Origin of the sequence: Planktothrix sp. FACHB-1365 (assembly GCF_014697575.1) — a bacterium.
GTDB lineage: Bacteria > Cyanobacteriota > Cyanobacteriia > Cyanobacteriales > Microcoleaceae > Planktothrix.
Genome location: NZ_JACJSC010000010.1, coordinates 18,394 through 40,024 on the forward strand (window position 1 = coordinate 18,394; position 21,631 = coordinate 40,024).

Consider the following 21,631-nt stretch of genomic DNA (forward strand, 5'->3'; position numbering starts at 1 on the left):
ATCCGTTTTGATCTATAATAGGGGCTTGTGAGTTTTGGAAAATCATTATGAAGGCGGAAGAAATTATCCGTACTATTGAAACGGAAGAAATTGAAAACCTGCGGCAACAACTCAATAAACCCGATCTCCCCGACATTTATGTGGGCGATACGGTGAAAGTTAGTGTGAAGATTCAAGAAGGCGGTAAAGAACGCATTCAACCTTATGAAGGCGTTGTGATTGCCAAACGTCATGGCAGCATTAACGCCACCATCACCGTGCGTAAGATTTTTCAAGGCGTCGGGGTTGAGAGAGTCTTCTTAATTCATTCTCCTAGAATTGTCAGTATTAAAGTTCTGCGTCGTGGGAAAGTGCGTCGGGCAAAACTCTACTATCTGCGCGACCGTGTGGGTAAAGCCACTCGCGTTAAACAACGCTTTGATCGCAGTCTATAACGGACTCAACTCCCGACCATCTAGGATTCCCCTAGAGATTTTCGGAAAATTTTTTAACTAAAGTCTGCAAGTTGTGTTAAGCTAGATAAGGTAAAAGATCAGCCACTTCGCTATGCGCTCTTAGTTCAGTTGGTAGAACGCAGGTCTCCAAAACCTGATGTCGGGGGTTCAAGTCCTCCAGGGCGCGCTGGATACCTCCAATGCCCAGACGAAAGGAAATCTTGCGTCTGGGCATTGTTCCGAAAAGCAACAAGTCGGAACATTGTGTTGAGGAATTCAGTGTCAGCACCCCGCACTGAAGTGAAGGGGTTTCGTGCCTCTAACTTTAGTTAGTTGACCAGCCTAAGTCTTATTAATTGACTACGTTTTTTGAGTCAAGACACCCTGTTGGATGCGTAGCTAGTCCCTGGCTCTGTCGTTAGTAGTTAAACAGTTTTACGAGGGGTAAGACAGTGCTACTAGCCTAAAAAGCTCTTAAAACCTTGGCGTTCGCGTAGCGTGTGCGAAGCACTCAGCTAACTTTACCCTAGAAATAGGAGTTAGGAGGGCTACCATACCCTCCTCCCTGAAAGGGGAAATATAAAGCCTAACTAGAAGTTAGTGGTTTCTACCCATTTTTCTGATGATAGTTTAAAGAGTTTGGGCGGATGTGTTACCCTCTTTCAGTTAAGATCAGGATCAGATACCGTAAGATCGCAAGGGGAGTTCATGGTGGTCAACAAGAAAGAAGAAGTTGGAGGTCAAGAAACAACTTCTGGCTTTAACGCTTCTACGTTCCTCAAAGAAACGAAAGAGGAATTGGACAAAGTAGTCTGGCCAAGCCGACAGCAACTCTTAAGTGAGTCGGCGGGCGTATTGTTGATGGTCACTCTTTCGGCTAGCTTGATCTATTTAGCAGACAACTTCTTTCGTTGGGCGTCGGGGCAAATCTTCGGATGACTTTTACATCGGACGAATCACAACATTCAGACCTCATGGCAGATACAGACGAACGTTCCCAGGAGTTTTCACCGGGAGAGCGTCGTTGGTATGCTGTTCAGGTGGCTTCTGGCTGTGAAAAACGAGTCAAAGCGAACCTGGAACAACGGGTACAAACCTTGGATGTTGCGGATCGGATTTTGAAGGTGGAAATCCCACACACCCCAATGATTAAACTGCGGAAAGATGGCAGTCGTCAACACGGTGAAGAGAAAGTATTTCCGGGTTATGTTCTCATTCAAATGAGGCTAAAATGGAATAACGAACTCAATCGCTGGGAAATTGACGATGAAGCTTGGCAGGTGGTCAAGAACACGCCACACGTGATTAATTTCGTTGGGGCGGAACAAAAACGGCATTCGGGTCGGGGTCGAGGTCACGTTAAACCTCTACCATTGAGCCATGCTGAAGTGGAGCGTATCTTCAGACAAGCGCAACAACAGGAACCGATTGTCAAGGCAGCAATGGCAATAGGGGATCATATCATTGTCCTTTCAGGGCCGTTTAAAGACTTTGAAGGAGATGTGATTGAAGTCAGTCCAGAACGCAGTAAGCTCAAAGCGTTACTGTCAATTTTCGGACGAGATACCCCAGTAGAATTAGAGTTTACTCAGGTTGAAAAACAAGGCTAAGGCTAAGGAATGGCAAAAAAAGTTGTAGCAGTTATTAAGTTGGCGATTACTGCGGGCAAAGCCAACCCTGCACCTCCCATTGGCCCCGCTTTGGGTCAACACGGGGTGAATATTATGGCGTTCTGTAAAGAATATAACGCCAGAACCGCAGATAAAGCAGGTCTTGTAGTTCCGGTGGAAATTTCGGTTTTTGAAGACCGGAGTTTTACCTTTGTTCTGAAAACCCCTCCGGCTTCGGTGTTAATTCGCAAAGCCGCAGGTATTGAACGGGATTCAGGGGAACCGAACCGCAAGAAAGTGGGCAAAATTACGCAAGCTCAGTTACGAGAAATTGCCGAAACAAAAATGCCCGACCTGAACGCAAATGATGTGGACGCTGCTATGAAAATTGTGGCAGGAACCGCCCGCAACATGGGAGTTACCATTGTCGATTAAGGCGACTTCAGGCGTTGGTTGAATACTTTGATTTAAGTTAACCCTTTAATGGGGGAGAAGTGTACCTTCGTTAATCACCCCAGGAGATTAGAGAATGACAAAAAAAGTATCTCGTCGATTACAAGAACTCAGAAAAAAGGTTGAAGAACGGCCCTATGAACCTTTAGAAGCTATTAAACTGTTAAAGGAAACCGCTACAGCTAAGTTTCCTGAAGCAGCCGAAGCTCATATTCGTTTAGGGATTGACCCCAAATATACAGATCAACAACTGCGGACAACCGTGACCTTGCCCAAAGGAACGGGCCAAGTGATCCGGGTGGCGGTATTAGCCAAAGGTGAAAAAGTCACGGAAGCTCAAAGTGCAGGGGCTGATATTGTTGGCTCAGAAGATTTAATTAATGATATCCAGAAAGGAATGCTGGATTTTGACTGCTTAATTGCCACACCGGATATGATGCCTCAAGTGGCAAAACTGGGACGGCTGTTAGGGCCTAAAGGCTTAATGCCCTCTCCAAAAGGGGGAACGGTGACGATGGATGTCGCCCAAGCGATCGCAGAATTTAAAGGCGGGAAACTAGAATTTCGGGCTGATCGGACTGGGATCGTTCATATTATGTTTGGGAAAGCCGCGTTTTCTGCGGAAGATTTGCTGGTGAACCTATCGGCTCTGCAAGAATGTATTGACCGTAACCGTCCTTCGGGGGCAAAAGGTCGTTACTGGCGCAGTGTGTTTATTGCCGCCACAATGGGGCCATCTATTGAAGTGGATATTACCGCACTGCGAGAACTAAAAATTGGGGATGTGGCTTAAAGCTGGAAAGTGGAACAGGCAAGATGCCTGTTCCACTTTCCACTTTCCCCAAGATTTTTACAAATTTCCTTGACAAATTCAATAAAATATGCAATGATAAAAAATTGCGTATTTAAACCAATAAACGGCTAACTCACCGCAGACAGCAGGGGCAAAACGCTTAATGTCCTGCCGAGGTTAAACGAGTTTAAAGCTAAACAATTATAGGGTCAGTAACAGACTAACAGGAATCTGTGTGTCTTTATCCTGAATGTTTAAGTTTTAAGTTTTGACCTCGGTAAAAAACCGAGGTTTTTTATGGCGAATTCGCGCTCTGTCGCGTCGGGGAAGAAGTCAATCATTGTCGGTTATCACATCACCTTAAAGGGATGAACATGAACCGCAATGTCACACGGAGGTTCCACAAGAATGGGAAGAACCCTAGAAAATAAACAAGCAATTGTTGCCGAACTCAAAGAAACGCTCAAAGATTCACAACTGGCAATTGTGATTGACTACAGCGGCTTGTCCGTTGCAGAAATCACCAATTTACGGCAACAGCTTCGTCCCTCCGGTAGTGTTTGCAAGGTGACAAAAAATACCTTAATGCGAATTGCTATCGAAGGTCAAAGCAACTGGCAGCCTTTGACGGAGTTGCTGAAGGGTTCCAATGCTTTTTTATTAGTCAAAGAGGACTTTGGTAGTGCCATTAAAGCTTACCAAGCGTTCCAAAAGGCTTCTAAGAAAACGGAAGTTCGCGGCGGCGTTATGGAAGGCCGGCTGCTGAGTGAAAGTGATGTTAAAGCATTAGGAGATTTACCCTCCAAAGAGCAACTTATGGCTCAAATCGCTGGTGCTATTAATGGTGTGGCGACCAAACTGGCCGTTGGGATCAACGAGGTTCCGGGGTCTTTGGCACGCGCTCTCAATGCCTATGCCGAAAAAGATCAAAATGGCTCAAACGACGAAGCTGTATAGTTTCTCGGATAAGCTTTGCTTTGGCAACAAGTATCAAACAAAAACGTTACATTGTCTAGGAGTTTAAAGAATGTCTGCAACTACTGATCAAATTCTGGAACAACTGAAGTCTTTAACGCTGTTAGAAGCGTCTGAATTAGTTAAACAAATTGAAGAAGCTTTCGGGGTAAGCGCAGCCGCTCCCGTCGGTGGTTTCATGATGCCGGCTGCTGGTGCTGGCGGTGCCGCAGCAGCAGAAGAAGTTGAAGAGAAAACAGAATTTGATGTTGTTCTGGAAGAATACCCGGCTGATAAGAAAATTACAATTCTGAAAGTGGTGCGTGAACTGACGGGTTTAGGTCTGAAAGAAGCTAAAGATTTAGTGGAAGCTGTACCTAAAGCGGTTAAAGAAGGTACTAACAAAGATGATGCTGAAGCAACAAAGAAAAAACTGGAAGAAGCGGGTGCTAAAGTTTCCGTTAAATAATTTTAACGTGGCTTAATTTTAGTTTTTTAGTTCGTTCCTCGCCTGGTTTCTAATTCAGAAATCAGGTTTTTTATTCTCGTAGGGAATAGTAAGCAGTGAATGAGTTTGTTGCTATTTTTTCTCTAATATTTCTGTTTCCAATTAATAGCTATCATTCCCTAAGAAAAACTCAAAGAATGATAGCTGATAATATGAATTATTTTTGGTTTTTTTGCGGATGAAATGGCTTTCGGAAAGACTTTTTAATTGGGAGGAACAATTGGGTCATCTTCACCGGTTTTCTGGATTTGAGACAGAATGATGAAGGGTTGAGATGTTTGAGGTCTTTTAACAATAGAATAGACCCCTAAACTAGCATTTTCAAAATTTTCAGGCAATAAAATACTACCGTTAACAATACTAGATAACAGAAGAGTGAACATAACTTTGCAAGTCTCCATTGAAGTGAAATACAGCACCAAAAATGTGCATAACAAAACTTTCTGTTGCTTTCATCGGCTGTGTATAGACCAGGTGCAGCAGAAATTGATGAAAAATCCGGTATAGAAACGTTACGCCTAAAAATTGTCTGTTGAGAACAGGGGAGACAAGATTAGGGATGGATAGACTTGAAAGATGAGTGGTTGTTCGGTAGCAGATCGAAAATAGCAGAGCAAACTCATCACTTTGAGTTTGATAGGTCTATTACCAGTTTAAGCGGAATTCTACTTTTGCACAAATGATAATTTTCTGAAACTATAGCGAGGAACAGGGAACAGGGAACAGGGAACAGGGAACAGGGGGGAAAAGAAAATAGGGAATGAGTTTGCTGGATTTAGAAGTGTCCTAACTGCAATGGGTAGTGCTATATTGTCTAATCTTATATTTTAATTAAAATCACCATAAATAAATGTAAATTTTCCCTAAATATCGCCTAAAACCCTTTAAAAACAGCATTTTTATCAAACGGTATCTAGGGTTACTCTTAATAAATTTGGTAAAATCTACTATAATTAAAGTATTGAGTTCACCTAGGATATGACGTTATGAGTACCGCCCTGTCTCCCCTTAAGTTTCAGGAAGTTTGGGAAGACCCCGACCTGAATTTTACCCCCGATGATTATAGTCTATTGACCGACCTCTACCAACTGACAATGATTGCCTGTTATACCGGGGAGGGACTCGACCAACGACAAGCCAGTTTTGAACTGTTTACGCGCCGTCTACCGGAAGGGTTTGGCTATTTAATTGCCATGGGACTCGCCCAAGCCCTCGACTATTTAGAGCAATTCCGCTTCAGCGAGGCTCAACTTCACAGCCTACAGTCTACGGGACTATTTACCCACGCCCCCCAGAAGTTTTGGTCACTATTGGCTACCGGACGCTTTACCGGGGATGTGTGGGCGGTGTCGGAAGGGACAGCTATTTTTGCGAACCAACCTTTCTTGAGAATAGAAGCGCCCCTCTGGCAAGCTCAGTTAATCGAAACTTATCTATTAAATACAATTAATTACCAAACCTTAATTGCGACCCGGGCAGCCCGGTTGCGGGATGTGGCAGGGCCAACAGCAACGTTATTAGAATTTGGCACAAGGCGGGCGTTTAGTCCCCAGGCTTCCATTTGGGCGGCGCGGGCAGCTTTAGCAGGGGGGTTAGATGCAACGTCTAACGTTTTAGCAGCCTTGAAATTAGGGCAAAAACCCACCGGAACAATGGCCCATGCGTTAGTCATGGCAATTTCGGCTTTAGAAGGGTCAGAAACTCAGGCATTTACGGCTTTTCATCGCTATTTTCCAGGGGCTCCTTTATTAATCGATACCTATAATACAATTGATGCTGCCCGTAAACTTTCAGAACAGGTGAAACGGGGAGAAATTGAACTAAAAGGGGTGCGGTTAGATTCGGGGGATTTAGTCAGTTTATCACAGCAAGTGCGATCGCTTTTACCTAATATTCCAATTTTTGCCAGTGGGGATTTAGATGAATATGAAATCGCCCGTTTAAAAGCAGCCGGGGCGATGATTGATGGCTATGGTTTGGGGACAAAATTAGTGACAGGAACTCCCGTAAATGGAGTTTATAAGTTAGTGGAAATTGAAGGAAAACCCGTGATGAAAGAAGCAACGGGAAAGACAACTTATCCGGGGAGAAAGCAAATTTTCAGAACCTTGAAACAAGGTCAATTAATGGCTGATGAGATTGGGTTAATGACAGAACCAATGGAGTCTGAATCTTGGCATTATTCTAATGTGCAATCGATATTTTCGTCACGGATACCGTTAATGCAGTTAGTGATGAAGCAAGGAAAACCACTTTATCCTACGGAATCTTTAACAGAAATAGCTGAACGCACGGCGAAATCCGTTGCGAGTTTGCCCTCAGAAACGCGATGTTTAAATCATCCCATTTCCCCAACAATTCAGATTTCTCCTGCGTTACAAGAATTAACAAAAACCACCCGTCATTAATTGTTGTAGAATGGGAACACCCCCCCTTCATCTGCTACCTATTGAAACTCATGATTGATATCGGGTCTGGGGTCTGGGGTCTGGAAAATTAAAAATTATCAAATGGAGTAGAATGTGGGGTAATGCTTGTGAGAAGTGCTGACCCATCCTACGGGTTTAAATGGATTGAGAAATGATGAGGGGGGGAGCAACCCATTTGAAATATGAAAAAATCATCAATTTTATCGGGTTTAATGGGGGTTTGTGTGGGGGATGCACTAGGAGTTCCCGTAGAATTTTCTAGTCGCAAAGAACGTCTTGAAAATCCCATTACAACCATGACAGGACAGGGAACCTATCGACAACCTCCGGGTACTTGGTCGGATGATAGTTCGTTGATGTTATGTTTAGCAGATAGTCTCTGTCAGGGATATAATTTAAAAACGATCGCTGATTCCTTTGGTCGTTGGCGCTATCAGCAAGAATGGACACCTCATGGCGTGGTATTTGATATTGGTGGAACCACAAATCAAGCGATTAAAAATATCCTTAATGGGGTTAATCCTGTGGAAGCAGGAGAAACTGATGAACGCAGTAATGGAAATGGTTCCTTGATGCGAATTTTACCGATGTGTTTTTTATATTCTTCGGTTTCTTTCTATCAGTTAATGCAGTGGGTTCATGAATGTTCTTGTTTAACCCATGCTCATGTCCGATCTCAAATGGCTTGCGGAATTTATATTAGTATTGCTGTTAAACTACTTGAAGGTTTAGACCTAAAATCGGCTTACCTTGAAGGAATAGAAGCGGTAAAACCGATTTATTATAATCCCAGTTTAACGGTAGAAGCCTCTCGGTTTGAACGAGTTTTAACCGGAAAAATTGATCAGTTATCAATGGATAAAATTGAATCCAGTGGTTATGTGATTCATACCTTAGAAGCATCTTTGTGGTGTTTATTAACGACATCTTCTTACGCTGAAGCCGTTCTCAAAGCTGTTAATTTAGGAGAAGATACCGACACAACAGCCGCAGTAACGGGAGGTTTAGCCGGACTTTATTATGGGTTGGAAAATATTCCGTCAGAATGGATTGAACAAATTGCTCGCAAAGATGATATTATTGCTTTATCCAAGCGGTTAGAACAAGCAATTTCCCTATAATTTAATTTTTATTTTGTTAATAAAAGTGACTTAAACCAAAAATGACTCAAATTGCCCTATTTGGAACCAGCGCAGACCCTCCAACCGCAGGACATCAAGCCATTCTCCATTGGTTATCTCAACGGTTTGATCAAGTTGTAGTTTGGGCATCGGACAACCCCTTTAAAACCCATCAAACCCCCTTAGAACATCGGATGAAAATGTTATCTCTATTAATAGAGGAAATTAACCCGCCTAACCCCAATATTGCGGTGTATCCTGAACTCAGTAGTCGCCGAACCTTAGAAACCCTAGAAAGGGCAAAACAATATTGGTCAGAGGCAGAATATACTTTAGTCATTGGTTCAGATTTAGTGCAACAAATTCCCCAATGGTATCAAATAGAAACCCTTTTAAAACAAGTAAAATTATTAATTGTTCCTCGACCGGGTTATGGGGTAGAAGCAACAGATTTAGAGAAACTTAAACAGTTAGGAGGACAGGTAAAAATTGCTGATATTAAAGGTTTGCCAGTTTCCTCAAGTCACTATCGTCAAACCGGAAATATAGAGGTTTTACCCCCTCCTGTACAAGCTTATATTGATCAACAACAGTTATATGAGTCTACTGTTAAACACTGAAAAAATATTATCATTAATTTTTAACATTATTTTAGGGAAGCTTTATTGAAAATATTAAAAACTTAATCAAATTTCATCTAAAAATATAGGGTCAGGATAAATGATTGAAAGAAATTCTAAAAAAACAGAATCTCCTTTGTTAGAAAATTTCAAGGTTGGGGTTGATAATGTAATTTTTTCTGTTGATACGGGGCAAAATCGTCTATTAGTTTTATTAGTCATGCGAAAAGAAGAACCCTTTATTAATACTTGGAGTTTACCGGGAACTTTAGTCCAAAAAGGAGAATCTTTAGAAGATGCCGCCTATCGAATTTTATCAGAAAAAATTTGGGTTAAAAATTTATATTTAGAACAATTATACACCTTTGGAGGGCCAAATCGTGATCCCAGAGAAGCACCTGAGAGTTATAATATTCGCTATTTATCCGTCAGTTATTTTGCCATAGTTCGGTTTGAAGAAGCCAAATTAATTGCGGATAAAGTCACAGGAATTGCTTGGTATCCCATTGACAAAGTTCCCCAGTTAGCCTTTGATCATAATCAAATTTTAGAATATGGTTATCGTCGATTACAAAATAAAGTAGAATATAGTCCCGTTGCCTTTGATGTGCTACCCGAAGTGTTTACATTAGGAGATTTATATCAATTTTATACAACAATTTTAGGAGAAGGCTTTTCCGACTATTCTAATTTTAGAAGCCGTTTACTGAAGTTAGGATTTCTCTCGGATACGGGGGTAAAAACATCACGGGGTGCGGGTAGACCTGCAAGTTTATATCGATTTGATGCGGAAGCCTTTGCACCCTTAAAAGATAAACCCTTAGTGTTTGTTTGATCTTTGTTTCTAACTCCCTATTTTTTTAAATTCTACCTGATTAAGCCCAATTCTCTAATAATAAGTTAGGAATTCGAGAGAATTCTTTTAAATTATTAGTTACTAAAGTGACTTGTAAGCTAATCGCTTGCGATGCAATTAGCATATCCATTGCGCCGATAACTGTTCCTTTCTTTTCTAATTCTCCTCGCAGTTGTGCATACACTTGAGTTGCTTGGATATCATAAGAAATAATCTGTAAAGGAATTAGAAATGTTGCTAAAGCTTCTCGATTTTGTTGTTGTTTTTGGCTTTTGTAAACTCCGTATTCTAATTCAGCTACAGTAATTGCTGAAATACCGATTTCACCCAGAGTTAAGCTCTGAAATTTATCCAAAACTGATTGAGAGTTTTTCTTGATGATGTAGATAGAAATATTGGTGTCCAATAAATATTTCATTCCTAGAATTCCTCTCTGATTTCAAGAGGAGGTTGTTCTCTGGATTCCATAAAATCTTCAGAAAATAGATTTAAACTTTCCACTAAAGATTGCCAAGGATGATCTTTGGGAATTAAAATTAAAACATTCCCAACTTTTTTTAGGTAAACTTCATCTCCAGAAAATTGATATTCTTCGGGTAAAACTAGAGTTTGTTCATTGCTATTTTTTAAAAGTTTAGCAGTATCCATTGCTTTAATATTGTCGAAGATAGGTTAATATTATTCTATCAAATTTAAGGGTTTATTGACCTAGTATCAAACAGTTATGGGGTCAGAGTCGGTAGAAGGAATAGAGAATTTTGTTCACAATGGGTAAATTAAGGTATACTAATCTCTGAATTTCATCCTCTGTGATTTCCCAACCTATTACATGGCATGACCACCTTAAACACCGTTTGGCAACAATTTACCCTGCAAAACCTATTAATCTACCAATGGCGTAATACCAGTGTTCTCTATCGCTTAACAGGCGTTTTACAGCAATGGCGACAGGGAAGTTGGCTATTGCAGTGGGGTGAACCTTTGGCAGCTTTATTAATTAGTATTGTATTTGGTTTAGCCCCCTTCGTGGGAACCGCATTAATTGGGGTTTTATTAATTGCTTGTGCTGCTTGGTGGTTATTATTAACCCTCACCGATGAACCTTCACAAACAGCCTTTACTCCGATTCATTTAATTGTTTTATTATACTGGGGAATTGCCACCATTGCAACCGCCTTATCTCTGGTTAAAATGGCAGCCTTTAGTGGGTGGATCAAATTAACCCTTTATTTAATTTTATTTGCATTAATGGCGAAAATATTGCGATCGCCTAAAATTCGTTCAATTTTTATTACTATCTTTTTGTTAACAGCTTTAATCGTTAGTGTTTATGGTTTAAGACAATGGTTTTCTGGCGCAGAAGCCTTAGCCACTTGGGTTGATCCCACTTCTCCACAATCCAACTTAACACGGGTTTATAGTTATTTAGATAACCCTAATTTATTAGCTGGATATTTATTACCCGCAGTGGGGTTAAGTTTAGCTTCATTCTTTGTTTGGAAAGGGATTTTACCAAAAGCTTTAGCCTTAACCATGATTATTGTTAATTCCTCCTGTTTAATCTTAACTTTTAGCCGAGGAGGATGGATTGGATTAGTGCTATTACTGTTTACCTTTGCCATTCTATTATTATACTGGTTCAGTATTCGATTTTCTCCCTTTTGGCGACAATGGGCTTTACCAATGGGTTTAACTGGATTAACCCTTTTTCTATTATTTGCGGTGATATTTGTTCCCCCAGTTCGAGATCGGGTAGCGAGTATTTTTGCTGGACGGGGAGATAGTAGTAATAACTTTAGAATTAATGTTTGGATGTCAGTGATTGAGATGATTAAAGATCGTCCGATCTTAGGAATTGGCCCCGGAAATGTAGCCTTTAATAATATTTATCCCCGCTATATGCAGCCTCGCTACAGTGCTTTAAGCGCCTATTCAATTCTTTTAGAAATTACCGTTGAAACTGGAATCATCGGTTTAAGTTGTTTTCTGTGGTTATTAACCGTAACCTTTAATCAAGGATGGATACAATTAAAACGACTCCGAGAGTTAGGAAATATCCAAGGATTTTGGTTAATAGCAGCAATTTCTACGTTAGTGGGGATGTTGGGTCATGGATTAGTAGATACGGTTTGGTATCGTCCCCAAGTTAATACTTTATGGTGGTTAATGATTGCATTAATAGCCAGTTATTATCAACCCAAACCTCGAATTTTATCCGATGAAGTTCAGACGTATTGAAATGCCTAATTTCTTCTCTCATTCAGTATCCCGTCCCCTTCCAATACGTCTACAAATCGGGTATTCAAAGGTTATCCAATCCTCATTAATGCTTCTAATTCTTCAGTTATGGTGTAGTCAAGGGTTCCTAAAATTGGAGGAGAAAAGAGGTTTTGAATTGAAGACCAAAGCTCCTGAGCTTGTTTAACTTTTTCCTGGGAATAAAATGCACCAGCAACCGTAGAAGTAGAACTGTAGCACAATAAGAATTCCATAGTCAGATTCTCACAAGTCGATGATGTTTACCTGTACTCAGTAAAACCGAAGTCACTGAATTTCTACTCATGGTTGTGCTAGTTTCCGATGTGAACCCTCAATACCTAGACAGTCAACACTTCAACTCCTATGGATGGGTCTTAAGGTGATCTGGAGTCAGGTAACTCCCTAGGACAGTTTGTCAAACTGGCACAATCCTTTTCTAAGTTGACTGTAATTTGTAGTGTTTTTCTAACCTAACACAATAATATAGGTTTAAGTAATTTACCTTAGAGTGTCTTCCATTTTGAATAAAACCTTGTATTATATGTAAGGTAAACAAAGAGAAATATCACAACTTCCTTAATAACTCAGGAAAGTTGCATTTTCTGAAGGGTAAGGTCAGAATAACTCAGGAAATTCCGGGTGTCTTATTGACAAAAGCGGTTTCCTTGAGTTAAGAATAGCTGTGATGAGTGAGGCGTTTTTATTCCCAATCTTTCCTAATTTCTCGCTAGAATTTTAGGAACTGGGAGCCCTCACTAATCCTTCAGTCGATATTAAAGTCAGGGGAATACAAAAGTGACTTGTACCTCATTCAATTTAAGCGTTCTAGGAATCGAGAATCTTCAATTGAATGGCTTCAAGTTGCTTCAAACTATGTCCCTGAAAACGGAAAGAGTTAAACCTCAATCTGGGTTTAATATTGAACTTACCCTTCAGAACTATTTCTGAGATTAAGGGGTGTTTTTTTCTCAATCTAGTTACTTACCGATTTCCAATCTTCTTGAGATCTCCTATGAAAAAGTTTGCTGTAGTGTTCACGGGTTTAGCAATAGCTTCTTCTTGTTTATTAACAGCTTGTGGTGGTAATACTACCACTGAAACTACCCCCGCTCCTGAAGCTTCTCCAGCAGCGACCACTGCTCCAGCAGCTTCTCCTTCTCCAGCAGCGACCACTGCTCCAGCAGCTTCTCCTTCTCCGGCGGCTTCTCCCAAATAAGGGAACTGATTTTACCGGATTCGATTTTATTTCCTCTCCGGTTACTCAGGGGAGGAAATTGTTCTTTTTTAATCAATCAGTCTTACGGTAACTTGTAACTGGCGACTCGAATTCTAACTTCTCCTTCTTGGGGGTTATGACTGAAAATAAATGCACCTGATGCTGATTCTCCCCCAGAAAGATAATCAATTTGTTGTTCTCCCTGTTCAATGACTGTTCCATTCGAGTAAAATTCCCCAATTACTTGTACGGATTGTGCAGTTTCTCCTCCTTCATTAAGGACGGTAAAGGGTACATAAAATTGTTTCTGTTCTTGGCGTATCATTTCCCGTTGAGTCAAGGTTAAAACGGGAGGTTTATGTTTTTGAATTCGCCAACTATAAATGACCAATCCCAACAACAGCACTAAAATAAAAATAGCAATACTAAAGCTAAATTTTTCAGCTATTGAGAAATTCGATTCTGATGAATTTTGATTTGATATATCATCTTTAATCATATTGCTAAACGTCCTGCTGCTCCTCCAACGGTTGCCGGAAGGCCTAAAATTAAAGTCGAGCGTAGCCATAAAAACCAAGGATCACTAAAATTTAATTTCTGAAAAAACCACAGCATAAAAACGGAAGCGATTAGAGAAATTAAATAAGAAAAAATGGTTTCGCTGTGGGGAGATTGAAATAATCCTTGCTGATGATGACGCTTTTGTTGATTGATAAAACCCGCCGCAAAAACAATTCCATAGGAAATGATTAAAGAAGTAATAATAATAGCAATTAACCAAGGAGGAGAGGTTGCACCCGCAAGAATCCGCACTTCATCCGTAGGCGCAATATTAAAAGCAATAAACATAGCTCCAATAAAAGTGGCACTTATATCATCTACTGTGTCTCGTAAATTAATTTTCTGCGCTTTCAAATAAGCTGATTTTTCGGGTTTTTTCTGTTGAGGTGATGAGGAAGGTTTAGAGGGTTCATCACTTAACATTAACTCAGCTAACGCAGCACCAATGGCAAAGGGAATGCTTTCTAAAATAATTTTCCCCAGAGCTTCATTTAGGGGAGTGTCTTGATTAATTTCTCTTAATAATATTAAAATCAAGGTGGTACAAACTAACCCAATAGCCAAAGCTTCAACACTGTCTAAAAGTGTATTTTTTAGCGTTCTCTGTTGATGACGACGAAATCCAGAAACTCGGTTTAATAAAAATACAACAAAGTAGGTAATTCCCAATAGCGTTAGCATTAATGGGGGTTCTGTAAAGGAACCAATTTGCCAAACTTCCATTGTATATAATAGGGGAATTCCAAATAAAAATCCCCCAGACATTCCTCGTACCAGTTCTTGGCACTCAAAAGACCAAGATTTTGAACGATTTGCCGAATAGACTTGCCTTTTCATTCACCTTAAAGGGGATAAGCTGTTATACTTAATAATAGGAAACCGAGAAGTCATTAAGCGTCTTACTCCTAATGGGTAATTGTAATTTTTAATTCTTAACTCCTGCTAAATCATCGGTTTTGGCTGCCATAATAAAATCATTTTGATGTAACCCTGAAATAGCATGAGTCCACCAAGTTACCGTAACTTTTCCATATTCTGTTAATAAAGTCGGATGATGATTTTCTAATTCAGCAATTTCACCGACTTGATTGGTAAAAGCTAAAGCCGTTTTAAAATCTGGGAATGAATAAGATCTTTGTAGTCGGGATTCTCCGTCTACTTCAATTAAATGCCAATAGGGAATTTGAGGTTTAAGAACAGCAATTTCCTCTAAACTCACGGGAGTTGATTTTTGATGGCAAGCCTCACACCTTTGTTGAGTTAAAGATGTCATTTTATCTCCTGAATATCATCAATTAAGTTTGATTTTTCTGCTTATTTATTGAATCAGCATAAAAAAAAACAGATTAATTTTTATCTATCTATAGAGAGAATTTTGCCGTTTCATCTTTACCTATTGAGACTCATAGGTAATTTGTTCGGATTGATATTGGGGGGGTTCAACATGAATTAAAATTCTGACTGGACTAAAACGGTTTTCTAATTCGGCTTCCACTGCTTCTGTAATACTGTGGGCTGTTTCTACATCTGTTGCGTCAACAATCATGTGCATTTCAATAAAAACTTGCCGTCCAATCATCCCACGAGACGCAATATTATGGCAATTTAATACACCAGGAACAGACATGGCAATCTCTTTAATAGTTTCGGGATCAATCACCATTTGATCCACTAACCAAGGCAAATTTTCTGTTAATACACTCCAGCCACTTTTAAATACTAATAAGGCTACGGGAAACGCTAAAATTACATCTAAATATTGCAATTTAGGCAAATTCCAAACCTCCCCTTGCCAAATTCCAATTAATCCTCCAAGCACCATAATGGTTATCCAAACATCACTCATTGTATGTTTAGCATCGGCTACTAAAACAGCACTGCCTAAACGCTGTCCAGCAGTCCGTTCATAATAAGCGACAAAAATATTAATCCCTAAAACAATCAATAAAATCCATAATTCATGAGGAGAAATTTTGACAGGTTCACCCCCCTTAAAAAGCCGTTCTACGGCTCCACTTAAAATTTGAAAACAGGCAATTCCCAAAAAAACACCAACACCTAAAGCCCCTAACGCATCGAATTTTTGATGTCCATAGGGATGTTCTCGGTCGGGTTGGGGAGAGGCAAAATGATTCGTAACTAATCCTAAAACATTATTGGCACTGTCTGTTACACTATGGAGGGCATCAGCGAGTAAGCTCAAAGACCCTGTTATTGTTCCGATAATCACTTTAATCGTCATGACTAACAGATTTAAACCGAGTGTTAGCAATAAAACCCATTGAATTTTTGAACGATTATCCTGAACCATAAAACCTCCCCTTTGAAACTTTGAGGCTAAACGAAAACTTTTTTTAGAATATCATCTTCTCTAATTAAATTAACTATTGAAATTAATTTTCATTTCGGTTAACTTAACAGTAAAATTAGATTAAAGGATTTTAAGTGTTGTTTTGAATAGGGTTTCTATGTCTGCTTCTCCACTCACACTCAATTTAACTCAAGGTTCTGTCTCTCTGCGGTTTACCCCCGAAGCCGCCCAGAATTTAAAAGGGGTACTCGATGAAATCATGCAAAAACTCAAAGCGGTGGCGGCAAAAACAACTCCAGGAAGCGGTAAACCCACCCCTCAAAAGCCAATTGAATATCAATATACCGGGGATATTTTTTTAGAAGTTTTTTGTAACCCTAATATTTGGCCAAGTCCCTTTGCGGCGAAAGTCTTGATTACAGTCCGCGATGAACGCATTAAACTCATGACTGAAGCGGAACTCACCCGAATTATTGATGATGTAAATCAATACCTCGACCAAGTAAGCGAATAAGTTGTTAGAATATACAAGCAAAATCGGGCTTTTTTTGGGCTTAGGCTAACTCATCCCGAACAAATCTACCAAACGCTGATCACATTCAAGCTTGAATCCTATCTAAATTAAGGAATGTTTTGATTCTGATGAATGCTGAACACTTAACCGACCTACTCCACAAAGGATTTCGCGTCACCCTGGGCGCGACTTCTTCCCTGATTGAGATCTTACAAGATCCTTACAAACGCAATGAGAATCTCGGAAAAATTCAGTCACAGGTTAGCGAATTAGCTGATGAATGGGCTGAAAAAGGAAAAATGACCGAGCAAGAAGCTCGCAATTTTGTGGATACGATCCTTTCTCAACGTCATCAGAACGTTAATACAGACACAACAACGGTAACAAATTCGTCTTCTGTGTCCTATCCCTCAACAGTTCCAAACGGCTCTGACCCAGAACCTATCCGGGAAATCCAAGACCTCACCACTCAAATCGCTGAGTTACGAGATGAATTAAAACACCTACGCGAATCCAATTCTTCTCACTAATGACGATTAATCCCGCCTCCAAAACTCAACTCTTGGGATCAGAATTGATCGGAATTGGGTTCGGGATGATCGGGCGGGATTATCGTTTTCAGTCTTATTGCTTGATATCTAATCGCAGAATCTATCCTGAAATTGTTCAATTTCATACTGCCATCGATACCATATCGCACGAGCTTAAATTTTAACTTTATTATTCGTTTCCGAATCTCAGGTCTTGAGCAACGTTCCTTCAAACTGCCAGGATTAATCCTAAGTCAACCCATTGATTACGAATTCAAGATATTTTAGACTTAAGACATCGGAAATCAGCAAGGCCTGAAAGAGCCACTAGATTGAGTTTCTAACTTGACCTGGATCAGTAGACCCATAAATTTGAGCCTACAGGTACAGGAGTCAACATTTAGCGAACTAAAAAGTCTGAAAAATCTTTTGTGTTTTAAAATTCAGTCGGGATTTTAATCATTATCCCAGGTTTCATGGCCAATTAAGTCGCCAATTCGATCTCTGAGCAAGAAATTGCACTCTTCCAACTCACACTCCACACAAGCCCATTCCCGTGCTGGAATATATTGGCAAAGTGTATAGATGGGTTGCTGACGGCTCACAATTCCCTTGGTGACGAGTTGGCGGGCTTCGTCTTTGATCACATCTAATGAATATTGGACAGTGGTGTAAGTCATAGTTCGCCCTCTTGGGGTTGCCGGAGAAGTTGTTGGCATCACTATTAATATAATCGAAAAATTGATTTTAGGAAAGGTTTTTTTTCAGTATAAGCCAATACAAATACTGGGGCTTTTTCCATAAAAATTTGAAAAGTCCCTAGACATACGCCCAGGACGTGGGTTAAGCCTTCCGAAGTTTTTCTGTGATCACCCTCTGGATTGATGATCAGACCCTGTTCTTAACTTTTTCTTAAATTCCCCAGAGAACTTTTAATGCCATCTCCTGTGCAACCGGCGTTTGACCATAGGAGAAAACAAAAGGAGTTTGAGGGGGAATTTGAGGTAAAAACTGTTCTAGGGTGTAGGGACTTCCGTAAATTACAAGGGCCTGTAACTGATTCTCTCTTAATATAATATTTAACCAATCTTGAGCAATTTGGGTTAACCCCGAACTATCACGGAAGGCATTCGCGCGAATAAACACTTGCAGTAAAGTGGGATCAGAAGAAATACGGAGTGATGAATCATTTGGCGAATCCGAAGATACCGCAGCATGACAATCAACCAGTTGTAACCGATAACCCAACTGGGTTGGACGGGCGATCGCCGGGGTATGATTGCCTAAAATCGCACAATTGAGCAAATCATCCACAATCACCAAATTTCGCATCGGTTGTGGAGTTTGAGGCAGAACTAACGGTAAGGTTCCTCCCTGTTTGAGAGAATCCTGTAAAATTGTCCTCACCAGTTGTTGAGAGGTGGGTTGAGACAAGGAATCAAATAAAGTCTTGGAATCTCGATGGGGGAAACAATAGGACTCCGACCGTTGCCAGTCTGGAAATACCTTGGCTTTTGCCTGCCAAATTCGCTCCATAGAGGCTTCAATCCGTTCAGGAGAAATCCGACCCTCCGCCACCGCCGTACAAACAGCTTTAATTGTTACCTGGGGATCAAGGGGCATTAACAAAATATCCGCCCCCGCTTCCACCGCTAAAATGGCAGCTTCTTCTTGAGAATATCGTTTGGCGATTGCCCCCATGACTAAAGCATCGGTCACCACCAACCCCTCAAATCCTAACCGTTGTCTTAACTGACCCTGAACAATAGCCGGAGATAAGGTAGCCGGACGTTCAGTATCCCAAGCCGGAATTAATAAATGCGCCATCATCACTGTATCGACCCCCGATGCCATACTTGCCACAAAAGGGGGTAATTCCACCTGGGTTAGACGTTCATCAGAATGGGGAATTACAGGTAATTCTAAATGGGAATCAATCGCCGTATCTCCATGACCCGGAAAATGTTTCGCCGTCGTTAATACCGGATAACCTTGACATCCCCGAATAAAAGCCGTGGCTAACTGACTCACCCGTTCTGGAGTTTCCCCAAAAGAACGAACATTAATGACGGGATTTTTAGGATTATTATTAACATCTACAACGGGGGCTAGTATCCAATTTAACCCGACCGTCAGAGCTTCTTGGGCTGTAATCGCCCCCATTTTTTCAGCATAAAATTTGGCTTGTTCCAGGGATTGATTTGCTAACGCCCCAATCGCCATCAGCGGCGGAAACCAAGTCGCTCCCGCAAATCGCTGACCTACCCCCTCCTCCACATCAGCCGCCACCAATAACGGAAATTTAGCCCAGGATTGCAATAATTGAGTCCGAGCCGCCAATTCCGCCGCACTCCCATCCACTAAAATGACTCCCCCCACACCCAAATCCTGTAACCAATATTGCAAGCGCTGGGCCGGAGGTTCCCAAAGGGGATAACGAATTTGATGATCAAATAAAAAACCAGAGGCGCGCACCACGACCATCTGGGCTACTTGTTCTGCTAAAGAAAGAGTCATAATCTGGGCTGTTGACGGTTGGCTGTTGTGTTACGGAGTGCGGAGTGCGGAGTGCGGAGTGCGGAGTCAGAAGTTAATAAATTCCCCCTGCTCCCCCTACCTTCTACTCTTCTTCCCCATAATCGCTAAAATCTTCTTCGTCAGGCTTGCGGTTGTGGGAAATTTCGTTCAATAAGCTTAACATTTTGTCTCCCCGTTCCAAGGAACGATCTTCTAAAAAAATCACTTCTGGAGTGCGACGCAAACGAACGCGCTGACCTAAATAAGAACGGATATAACCCGTTGCAGACTTTAACCCTTCCATTGTTTCTCGTCTAGCTTCTTCCGTCCCATAAATACTGACAAAAATTTTGGCGTGTTGCAGATCGCCTGAAACATCTACATCCGTAATACTTACCAGACCACTGCCAACACGGTCATCTTTAATCCCATCAATCAGGATCTGACTGACCTCCCGTTTAATTTGTGAAGCCACACGGGACACTCGACGATCTGTAGCCATGATTACGACCCCCTCAAACAGTCTTATTCTTGCACTGTCTCAAGTTTAACGTGCTTATTTCTCATTTTGCCGATAAAATCCCGATAATTGGGGGATTAAGCCCCATGATATCTTACGGATTGAAGATCATTTCTGGGTTTGTTAATGGAAAAAGAGTTTGAAATCCGGCAAAAAGTAAGAGTGATTGCCATTCCTCCCTATGTGAAAACAGCCGAACCCATGCCAATTTTACGGCCATCGAGTGTGATTAAACTCGGCGAAGTCGGTATTGTGATTGATAGACGACCCGGTGGCTATTGGGGGGTTTTATTCTCAAAAGGGGCATTCTTAATGGATAGTCAATATATTGAAGCCGTAGAGCCCTCTAAAGACGAGGAGAAGATGAAACATACTTGAATTGAAGCGATCGCAACAAAGAGGAAACAACTGTTCCCTACTATACAAAACGATGCCACCCCTTGAAGAGATGGCATCACCCACAGAAAACAGTTAGTTTAGAACAACACCTTTACCACAGACCTCGGACAGGGGGTGGTGGTGGCGGTAGTGGGGGTGGTGGTGGCGGTAGTGGGGGTCGGGGTGTAGGTGGTGGGGCTGGGGGTGCAGCAGGGAAATTTATTTCTTGGACTGAACACCCAGCTTTTCCATATTGAGAGGCTTTCTTAAACAGAGAATCGAGATTCCCGGCTAGACCCTTAACTTTATCCACTGTCTCAGGAATATTCCCGATATCAACGTATGCTCCAGGAGTGGGATAGTTATCGAGAATATCCAAGAAAGATAGTTTCCCGTCTGCACTAAGGGCATTGATCAAGGCTGCACGGATTGCTGTCCCGTTCATAGCAGCAGTGCTATTCCAGATTCCCGGTTTTCCACGATGCAGTCTAATCGTTGTCCCCACCGCATTCGTTAATTCTTCACCTTCTGGGGAAGTGATAATGCAAACAAAGGGAACTAAATCAAAACCGACCTCTAAGGTCATCAGACCTCGAAGGGTATCGGGCTCGATTTTAGAGGCCTTAACGATTTGACTAATCGTTTTAGTCATAGTCCCCGTTTCAGCAAAAGCTTTTAATTCACTGATTAAGATGGGGACTTGGAAGGGGCCGTAGGTCAGAATTACACGATCTTCTCCACAGAATACCGTGCGATCCGCGTTCGGAAAATCGAGAATCGGTGAAGGGACTCTCATATAATCCGGGGATGGGGGGCAAGCGCTAGGATGGTGCGCTTTTGCTTGGGGAATCATAACAGCAGTGTTGCTGAATAATACCCCAGCCAGTACCCCCAAAATTAATCTCGGTTGTAGTCTTTGAGGTTTGGGTATTTTCATTATTAACTGATTTAATTGCAAAACAATCAGTGTGTTTTGACTTAACAGCTTAAATGGTGTTGCCAAGTTTCACAAGAGTAAAGTCCAATTTTTTATCAGCCTAGGGAATA

Annotated in this window: 28 protein-coding genes, 1 tRNA gene and 1 other annotated feature; of the genes, 17 read left to right on the forward strand and 12 right to left on the reverse strand. The window is 41.2% G+C overall.

What is annotated here, in order from left to right:
- The first annotated feature begins 47 nt into the window (after window positions 1-47).
- From rplS to rplL, 8 genes are all read left to right on the forward strand, one after another.
- Window positions 48-434, forward strand: coding sequence for a 50S ribosomal protein L19 (gene rplS / locus H6G57_RS13410; protein WP_190519312.1), 387 nt, complete (start codon window positions 48-50; stop codon window positions 432-434).
- Between the two features lie 114 nt (window positions 435-548).
- Window positions 549-621: transfer RNA gene (locus H6G57_RS13415), tRNA-Trp, on the forward strand.
- Between the two features lie 521 nt (window positions 622-1,142).
- Window positions 1,143-1,373, forward strand: coding sequence for a preprotein translocase subunit SecE (gene secE / locus H6G57_RS13420; protein WP_072720097.1), 231 nt, complete (start codon window positions 1,143-1,145; stop codon window positions 1,371-1,373).
- Window positions 1,370-2,044 (forward strand): transcription termination/antitermination protein NusG, encoded by a 675-nt coding sequence (gene nusG, locus H6G57_RS13425; RefSeq protein ID WP_072719955.1) that lies wholly within the window; start codon window positions 1,370-1,372, stop codon window positions 2,042-2,044. The genes secE and nusG overlap by 4 nt, the downstream gene beginning before the upstream one ends.
- Before the next feature lie 9 nt (window positions 2,045-2,053).
- A complete protein-coding gene (gene rplK / locus H6G57_RS13430; protein WP_190519314.1) occupies window positions 2,054-2,479 on the forward strand; it encodes a 50S ribosomal protein L11 in 426 nt (141 codons plus the stop codon).
- A gap of 94 nt (window positions 2,480-2,573) precedes the next feature.
- On the forward strand, window positions 2,574-3,290 hold the full coding sequence (gene rplA / locus H6G57_RS13435; RefSeq protein WP_190519316.1) for a 50S ribosomal protein L1: 717 nt from the start codon (window positions 2,574-2,576) through the stop codon (window positions 3,288-3,290).
- Window positions 3,291-3,408: 118 nt separating this feature from the next.
- Window positions 3,409-3,596 (forward strand) — a sequence feature (ribosomal protein L10 leader region).
- A 102-nt stretch (window positions 3,597-3,698) separates the two neighbouring features.
- Window positions 3,699-4,247, forward strand: a complete 549-nt coding sequence (rplJ, locus tag H6G57_RS13440) for a 50S ribosomal protein L10 (RefSeq protein ID WP_072719958.1) — start codon at window positions 3,699-3,701, stop codon at window positions 4,245-4,247.
- A 70-nt stretch (window positions 4,248-4,317) separates the two neighbouring features.
- A complete protein-coding gene (gene rplL / locus H6G57_RS13445; RefSeq protein WP_190519318.1) occupies window positions 4,318-4,713 on the forward strand; it encodes a 50S ribosomal protein L7/L12 in 396 nt (131 codons plus the stop codon).
- 242 nt (window positions 4,714-4,955) lie between these two features.
- Here rplL and H6G57_RS13450 read toward each other — a convergent pair whose 3' ends face one another.
- The gene (locus H6G57_RS13450) at window positions 4,956-5,135 is read right to left on the reverse strand and encodes a hypothetical protein (protein ID WP_190519320.1); all 180 of its coding nucleotides are present in this window, start codon (window positions 5,133-5,135) and stop codon (window positions 4,956-4,958) included.
- Between the two features lie 603 nt (window positions 5,136-5,738).
- Between H6G57_RS13450 and H6G57_RS13455 the strand changes: the two genes are divergently transcribed.
- The 4 genes from H6G57_RS13455 (at window position 5,739) to H6G57_RS13470 (ending at window position 9,757) form a co-directional block, all read left to right on the forward strand.
- Window positions 5,739-7,160: a nicotinate phosphoribosyltransferase gene (locus H6G57_RS13455; protein WP_190519322.1), complete on the forward strand. Its 1,422-nt coding sequence runs from the start codon at window positions 5,739-5,741 to the stop codon at window positions 7,158-7,160.
- Between the two features lie 203 nt (window positions 7,161-7,363).
- Window positions 7,364-8,302, forward strand: coding sequence for an ADP-ribosylglycohydrolase family protein (locus H6G57_RS13460; protein WP_190519324.1), 939 nt, complete (start codon window positions 7,364-7,366; stop codon window positions 8,300-8,302).
- A 41-nt stretch (window positions 8,303-8,343) separates the two neighbouring features.
- A complete protein-coding gene (locus H6G57_RS13465; RefSeq protein ID WP_190519326.1) occupies window positions 8,344-8,922 on the forward strand; it encodes a nicotinate-nucleotide adenylyltransferase in 579 nt (192 codons plus the stop codon).
- A 100-nt stretch (window positions 8,923-9,022) separates the two neighbouring features.
- Window positions 9,023-9,757: an NUDIX domain-containing protein gene (locus tag H6G57_RS13470; RefSeq protein ID WP_190519328.1), complete on the forward strand. Its 735-nt coding sequence runs from the start codon at window positions 9,023-9,025 to the stop codon at window positions 9,755-9,757.
- A 40-nt stretch (window positions 9,758-9,797) separates the two neighbouring features.
- Here H6G57_RS13470 and H6G57_RS13475 read toward each other — a convergent pair whose 3' ends face one another.
- Window positions 9,798-10,196, reverse strand: coding sequence for a type II toxin-antitoxin system VapC family toxin (locus tag H6G57_RS13475; RefSeq protein ID WP_190519330.1), 399 nt, complete (start codon window positions 10,194-10,196; stop codon window positions 9,798-9,800).
- Between the two features lie 2 nt (window positions 10,197-10,198).
- Complete coding sequence (locus H6G57_RS13480) at window positions 10,199-10,426, reverse strand: antitoxin (RefSeq protein ID WP_190519332.1); 228 nt, start codon at window positions 10,424-10,426, stop codon at window positions 10,199-10,201.
- Between the two features lie 186 nt (window positions 10,427-10,612).
- On the opposite strand from H6G57_RS13480, the gene H6G57_RS13485 reads away from it, so the two are divergent.
- A complete protein-coding gene (locus H6G57_RS13485; protein ID WP_190519334.1) occupies window positions 10,613-12,016 on the forward strand; it encodes an IctB family putative bicarbonate transporter in 1,404 nt (467 codons plus the stop codon).
- 71 nt (window positions 12,017-12,087) lie between these two features.
- On the opposite strand, the gene H6G57_RS13490 is transcribed toward H6G57_RS13485, so the two are convergent.
- Window positions 12,088-12,270 carry a hypothetical protein gene (locus H6G57_RS13490; RefSeq protein ID WP_190519336.1) on the reverse strand — a complete coding sequence of 61 codons (183 nt, stop codon included), beginning with the start codon at window positions 12,268-12,270 and terminating at the stop codon, window positions 12,088-12,090.
- A gap of 779 nt (window positions 12,271-13,049) precedes the next feature.
- Between H6G57_RS13490 and H6G57_RS13495 the strand changes: the two genes are divergently transcribed.
- Complete coding sequence (locus H6G57_RS13495) at window positions 13,050-13,253, forward strand: hypothetical protein (protein ID WP_190519338.1); 204 nt, start codon at window positions 13,050-13,052, stop codon at window positions 13,251-13,253.
- 82 nt (window positions 13,254-13,335) lie between these two features.
- Here H6G57_RS13495 and H6G57_RS13500 read toward each other — a convergent pair whose 3' ends face one another.
- The 4 genes from H6G57_RS13500 to H6G57_RS13515 form a co-directional block, all read right to left on the reverse strand.
- Window positions 13,336-13,752, reverse strand: coding sequence for a TIGR02588 family protein (locus H6G57_RS13500; protein WP_190519340.1), 417 nt, complete (start codon window positions 13,750-13,752; stop codon window positions 13,336-13,338).
- Window positions 13,749-14,651 carry a TIGR02587 family membrane protein gene (locus H6G57_RS13505; protein ID WP_190519342.1) on the reverse strand — a complete coding sequence of 301 codons (903 nt, stop codon included), beginning with the start codon at window positions 14,649-14,651 and terminating at the stop codon, window positions 13,749-13,751. The genes H6G57_RS13500 and H6G57_RS13505 overlap by 4 nt, the downstream gene beginning before the upstream one ends.
- A gap of 88 nt (window positions 14,652-14,739) precedes the next feature.
- Window positions 14,740-15,087, reverse strand: a complete 348-nt coding sequence (locus tag H6G57_RS13510) for a 4a-hydroxytetrahydrobiopterin dehydratase (RefSeq protein ID WP_190519343.1) — start codon at window positions 15,085-15,087, stop codon at window positions 14,740-14,742.
- A 120-nt stretch (window positions 15,088-15,207) separates the two neighbouring features.
- On the reverse strand, window positions 15,208-16,125 hold the full coding sequence (locus H6G57_RS13515) for a cation diffusion facilitator family transporter (protein ID WP_190519345.1): 918 nt from the start codon (window positions 16,123-16,125) through the stop codon (window positions 15,208-15,210).
- A 157-nt stretch (window positions 16,126-16,282) separates the two neighbouring features.
- Between H6G57_RS13515 and H6G57_RS13520 the strand changes: the two genes are divergently transcribed.
- Window positions 16,283-16,639: a hypothetical protein gene (locus H6G57_RS13520; RefSeq protein ID WP_190519347.1), complete on the forward strand. Its 357-nt coding sequence runs from the start codon at window positions 16,283-16,285 to the stop codon at window positions 16,637-16,639.
- A gap of 128 nt (window positions 16,640-16,767) precedes the next feature.
- Window positions 16,768-17,169, forward strand: coding sequence for a hypothetical protein (locus tag H6G57_RS13525; RefSeq protein ID WP_190519349.1), 402 nt, complete (start codon window positions 16,768-16,770; stop codon window positions 17,167-17,169).
- A 455-nt stretch (window positions 17,170-17,624) separates the two neighbouring features.
- Here H6G57_RS13525 and H6G57_RS13530 read toward each other — a convergent pair whose 3' ends face one another.
- The 3 genes from H6G57_RS13530 to rbfA form a co-directional block, all read right to left on the reverse strand.
- The gene (locus H6G57_RS13530; RefSeq protein WP_072719914.1) at window positions 17,625-17,849 is read right to left on the reverse strand and encodes a DUF4327 family protein; all 225 of its coding nucleotides are present in this window, start codon (window positions 17,847-17,849) and stop codon (window positions 17,625-17,627) included.
- Between the two features lie 232 nt (window positions 17,850-18,081).
- Window positions 18,082-19,686 carry a glycoside hydrolase family 3 N-terminal domain-containing protein gene (locus H6G57_RS13535; RefSeq protein WP_190519351.1) on the reverse strand — a complete coding sequence of 535 codons (1,605 nt, stop codon included), beginning with the start codon at window positions 19,684-19,686 and terminating at the stop codon, window positions 18,082-18,084.
- A 103-nt stretch (window positions 19,687-19,789) separates the two neighbouring features.
- Window positions 19,790-20,188 carry a 30S ribosome-binding factor RbfA gene (gene rbfA, locus H6G57_RS13540; RefSeq protein ID WP_190519352.1) on the reverse strand — a complete coding sequence of 133 codons (399 nt, stop codon included), beginning with the start codon at window positions 20,186-20,188 and terminating at the stop codon, window positions 19,790-19,792.
- A 144-nt stretch (window positions 20,189-20,332) separates the two neighbouring features.
- Between rbfA and sipA the strand changes: the two genes are divergently transcribed.
- Window positions 20,333-20,584 (forward strand): regulatory protein SipA, encoded by a 252-nt coding sequence (sipA, locus tag H6G57_RS13545; RefSeq protein WP_190519354.1) that lies wholly within the window; start codon window positions 20,333-20,335, stop codon window positions 20,582-20,584.
- Between the two features lie 112 nt (window positions 20,585-20,696).
- Here the strand turns inward: sipA and H6G57_RS13550 are convergent, their stop codons facing one another.
- Complete coding sequence (locus tag H6G57_RS13550) at window positions 20,697-21,521, reverse strand: alpha/beta hydrolase (RefSeq protein WP_242048974.1); 825 nt, start codon at window positions 21,519-21,521, stop codon at window positions 20,697-20,699.
- Window positions 21,522-21,631 lie beyond the last annotated feature (110 nt).

Bases quoted from the DNA above. Each gene is read 5' to 3' on its own strand.
- nusG (WP_072719955.1), top strand. From the start codon at position 1,370: ATGACTTTTACATCGGACGAATCACAACATTCAGACCTCATGGCAGAT.
- secE (WP_072720097.1), top strand. From the start codon at position 1,143: ATGGTGGTCAACAAGAAAGAAGAAGTTGGAGGTCAAGAAACAACTTCT.
- H6G57_RS13470 (WP_190519328.1), top strand. From the start codon at position 9,023: ATGATTGAAAGAAATTCTAAAAAAACAGAATCTCCTTTGTTAGAAAAT.
- H6G57_RS13485 (WP_190519334.1), top strand. From the start codon at position 10,613: ATGACCACCTTAAACACCGTTTGGCAACAATTTACCCTGCAAAACCTA.
- H6G57_RS13520 (WP_190519347.1), top strand. From the start codon at position 16,283: ATGTCTGCTTCTCCACTCACACTCAATTTAACTCAAGGTTCTGTCTCT.
- rplL (WP_190519318.1), top strand. From the start codon at position 4,318: ATGTCTGCAACTACTGATCAAATTCTGGAACAACTGAAGTCTTTAACG.
- H6G57_RS13530 (WP_072719914.1), bottom strand. From the start codon at position 17,849: ATGACTTACACCACTGTCCAATATTCATTAGATGTGATCAAAGACGAA.
- H6G57_RS13465 (WP_190519326.1), top strand. From the start codon at position 8,344: ATGACTCAAATTGCCCTATTTGGAACCAGCGCAGACCCTCCAACCGCA.
- H6G57_RS13550 (WP_242048974.1), bottom strand. From the start codon at position 21,521: ATGAAAATACCCAAACCTCAAAGACTACAACCGAGATTAATTTTGGGG.
- H6G57_RS13480 (WP_190519332.1), bottom strand. From the start codon at position 10,426: ATGGATACTGCTAAACTTTTAAAAAATAGCAATGAACAAACTCTAGTT.
- H6G57_RS13525 (WP_190519349.1), top strand. From the start codon at position 16,768: ATGAATGCTGAACACTTAACCGACCTACTCCACAAAGGATTTCGCGTC.
- H6G57_RS13450 (WP_190519320.1), bottom strand. From the start codon at position 5,135: ATGTTCACTCTTCTGTTATCTAGTATTGTTAACGGTAGTATTTTATTG.
- H6G57_RS13505 (WP_190519342.1), bottom strand. From the start codon at position 14,651: ATGAAAAGGCAAGTCTATTCGGCAAATCGTTCAAAATCTTGGTCTTTT.
- rplJ (WP_072719958.1), top strand. From the start codon at position 3,699: ATGGGAAGAACCCTAGAAAATAAACAAGCAATTGTTGCCGAACTCAAA.
- rbfA (WP_190519352.1), bottom strand. From the start codon at position 20,188: ATGGCTACAGATCGTCGAGTGTCCCGTGTGGCTTCACAAATTAAACGG.
- H6G57_RS13510 (WP_190519343.1), bottom strand. From the start codon at position 15,087: ATGACATCTTTAACTCAACAAAGGTGTGAGGCTTGCCATCAAAAATCA.
- H6G57_RS13455 (WP_190519322.1), top strand. From the start codon at position 5,739: ATGAGTACCGCCCTGTCTCCCCTTAAGTTTCAGGAAGTTTGGGAAGAC.
- H6G57_RS13490 (WP_190519336.1), bottom strand. From the start codon at position 12,270: ATGGAATTCTTATTGTGCTACAGTTCTACTTCTACGGTTGCTGGTGCA.
- H6G57_RS13500 (WP_190519340.1), bottom strand. From the start codon at position 13,752: ATGATTAAAGATGATATATCAAATCAAAATTCATCAGAATCGAATTTC.
- rplK (WP_190519314.1), top strand. From the start codon at position 2,054: ATGGCAAAAAAAGTTGTAGCAGTTATTAAGTTGGCGATTACTGCGGGC.
- H6G57_RS13495 (WP_190519338.1), top strand. From the start codon at position 13,050: ATGAAAAAGTTTGCTGTAGTGTTCACGGGTTTAGCAATAGCTTCTTCT.
- H6G57_RS13515 (WP_190519345.1), bottom strand. From the start codon at position 16,125: ATGGTTCAGGATAATCGTTCAAAAATTCAATGGGTTTTATTGCTAACA.
- H6G57_RS13460 (WP_190519324.1), top strand. From the start codon at position 7,364: ATGAAAAAATCATCAATTTTATCGGGTTTAATGGGGGTTTGTGTGGGG.
- sipA (WP_190519354.1), top strand. From the start codon at position 20,333: ATGGAAAAAGAGTTTGAAATCCGGCAAAAAGTAAGAGTGATTGCCATT.
- H6G57_RS13475 (WP_190519330.1), bottom strand. From the start codon at position 10,196: ATGAAATATTTATTGGACACCAATATTTCTATCTACATCATCAAGAAA.
- rplS (WP_190519312.1), top strand. From the start codon at position 48: ATGAAGGCGGAAGAAATTATCCGTACTATTGAAACGGAAGAAATTGAA.
- H6G57_RS13535 (WP_190519351.1), bottom strand. From the start codon at position 19,686: ATGACTCTTTCTTTAGCAGAACAAGTAGCCCAGATGGTCGTGGTGCGC.
- rplA (WP_190519316.1), top strand. From the start codon at position 2,574: ATGACAAAAAAAGTATCTCGTCGATTACAAGAACTCAGAAAAAAGGTT.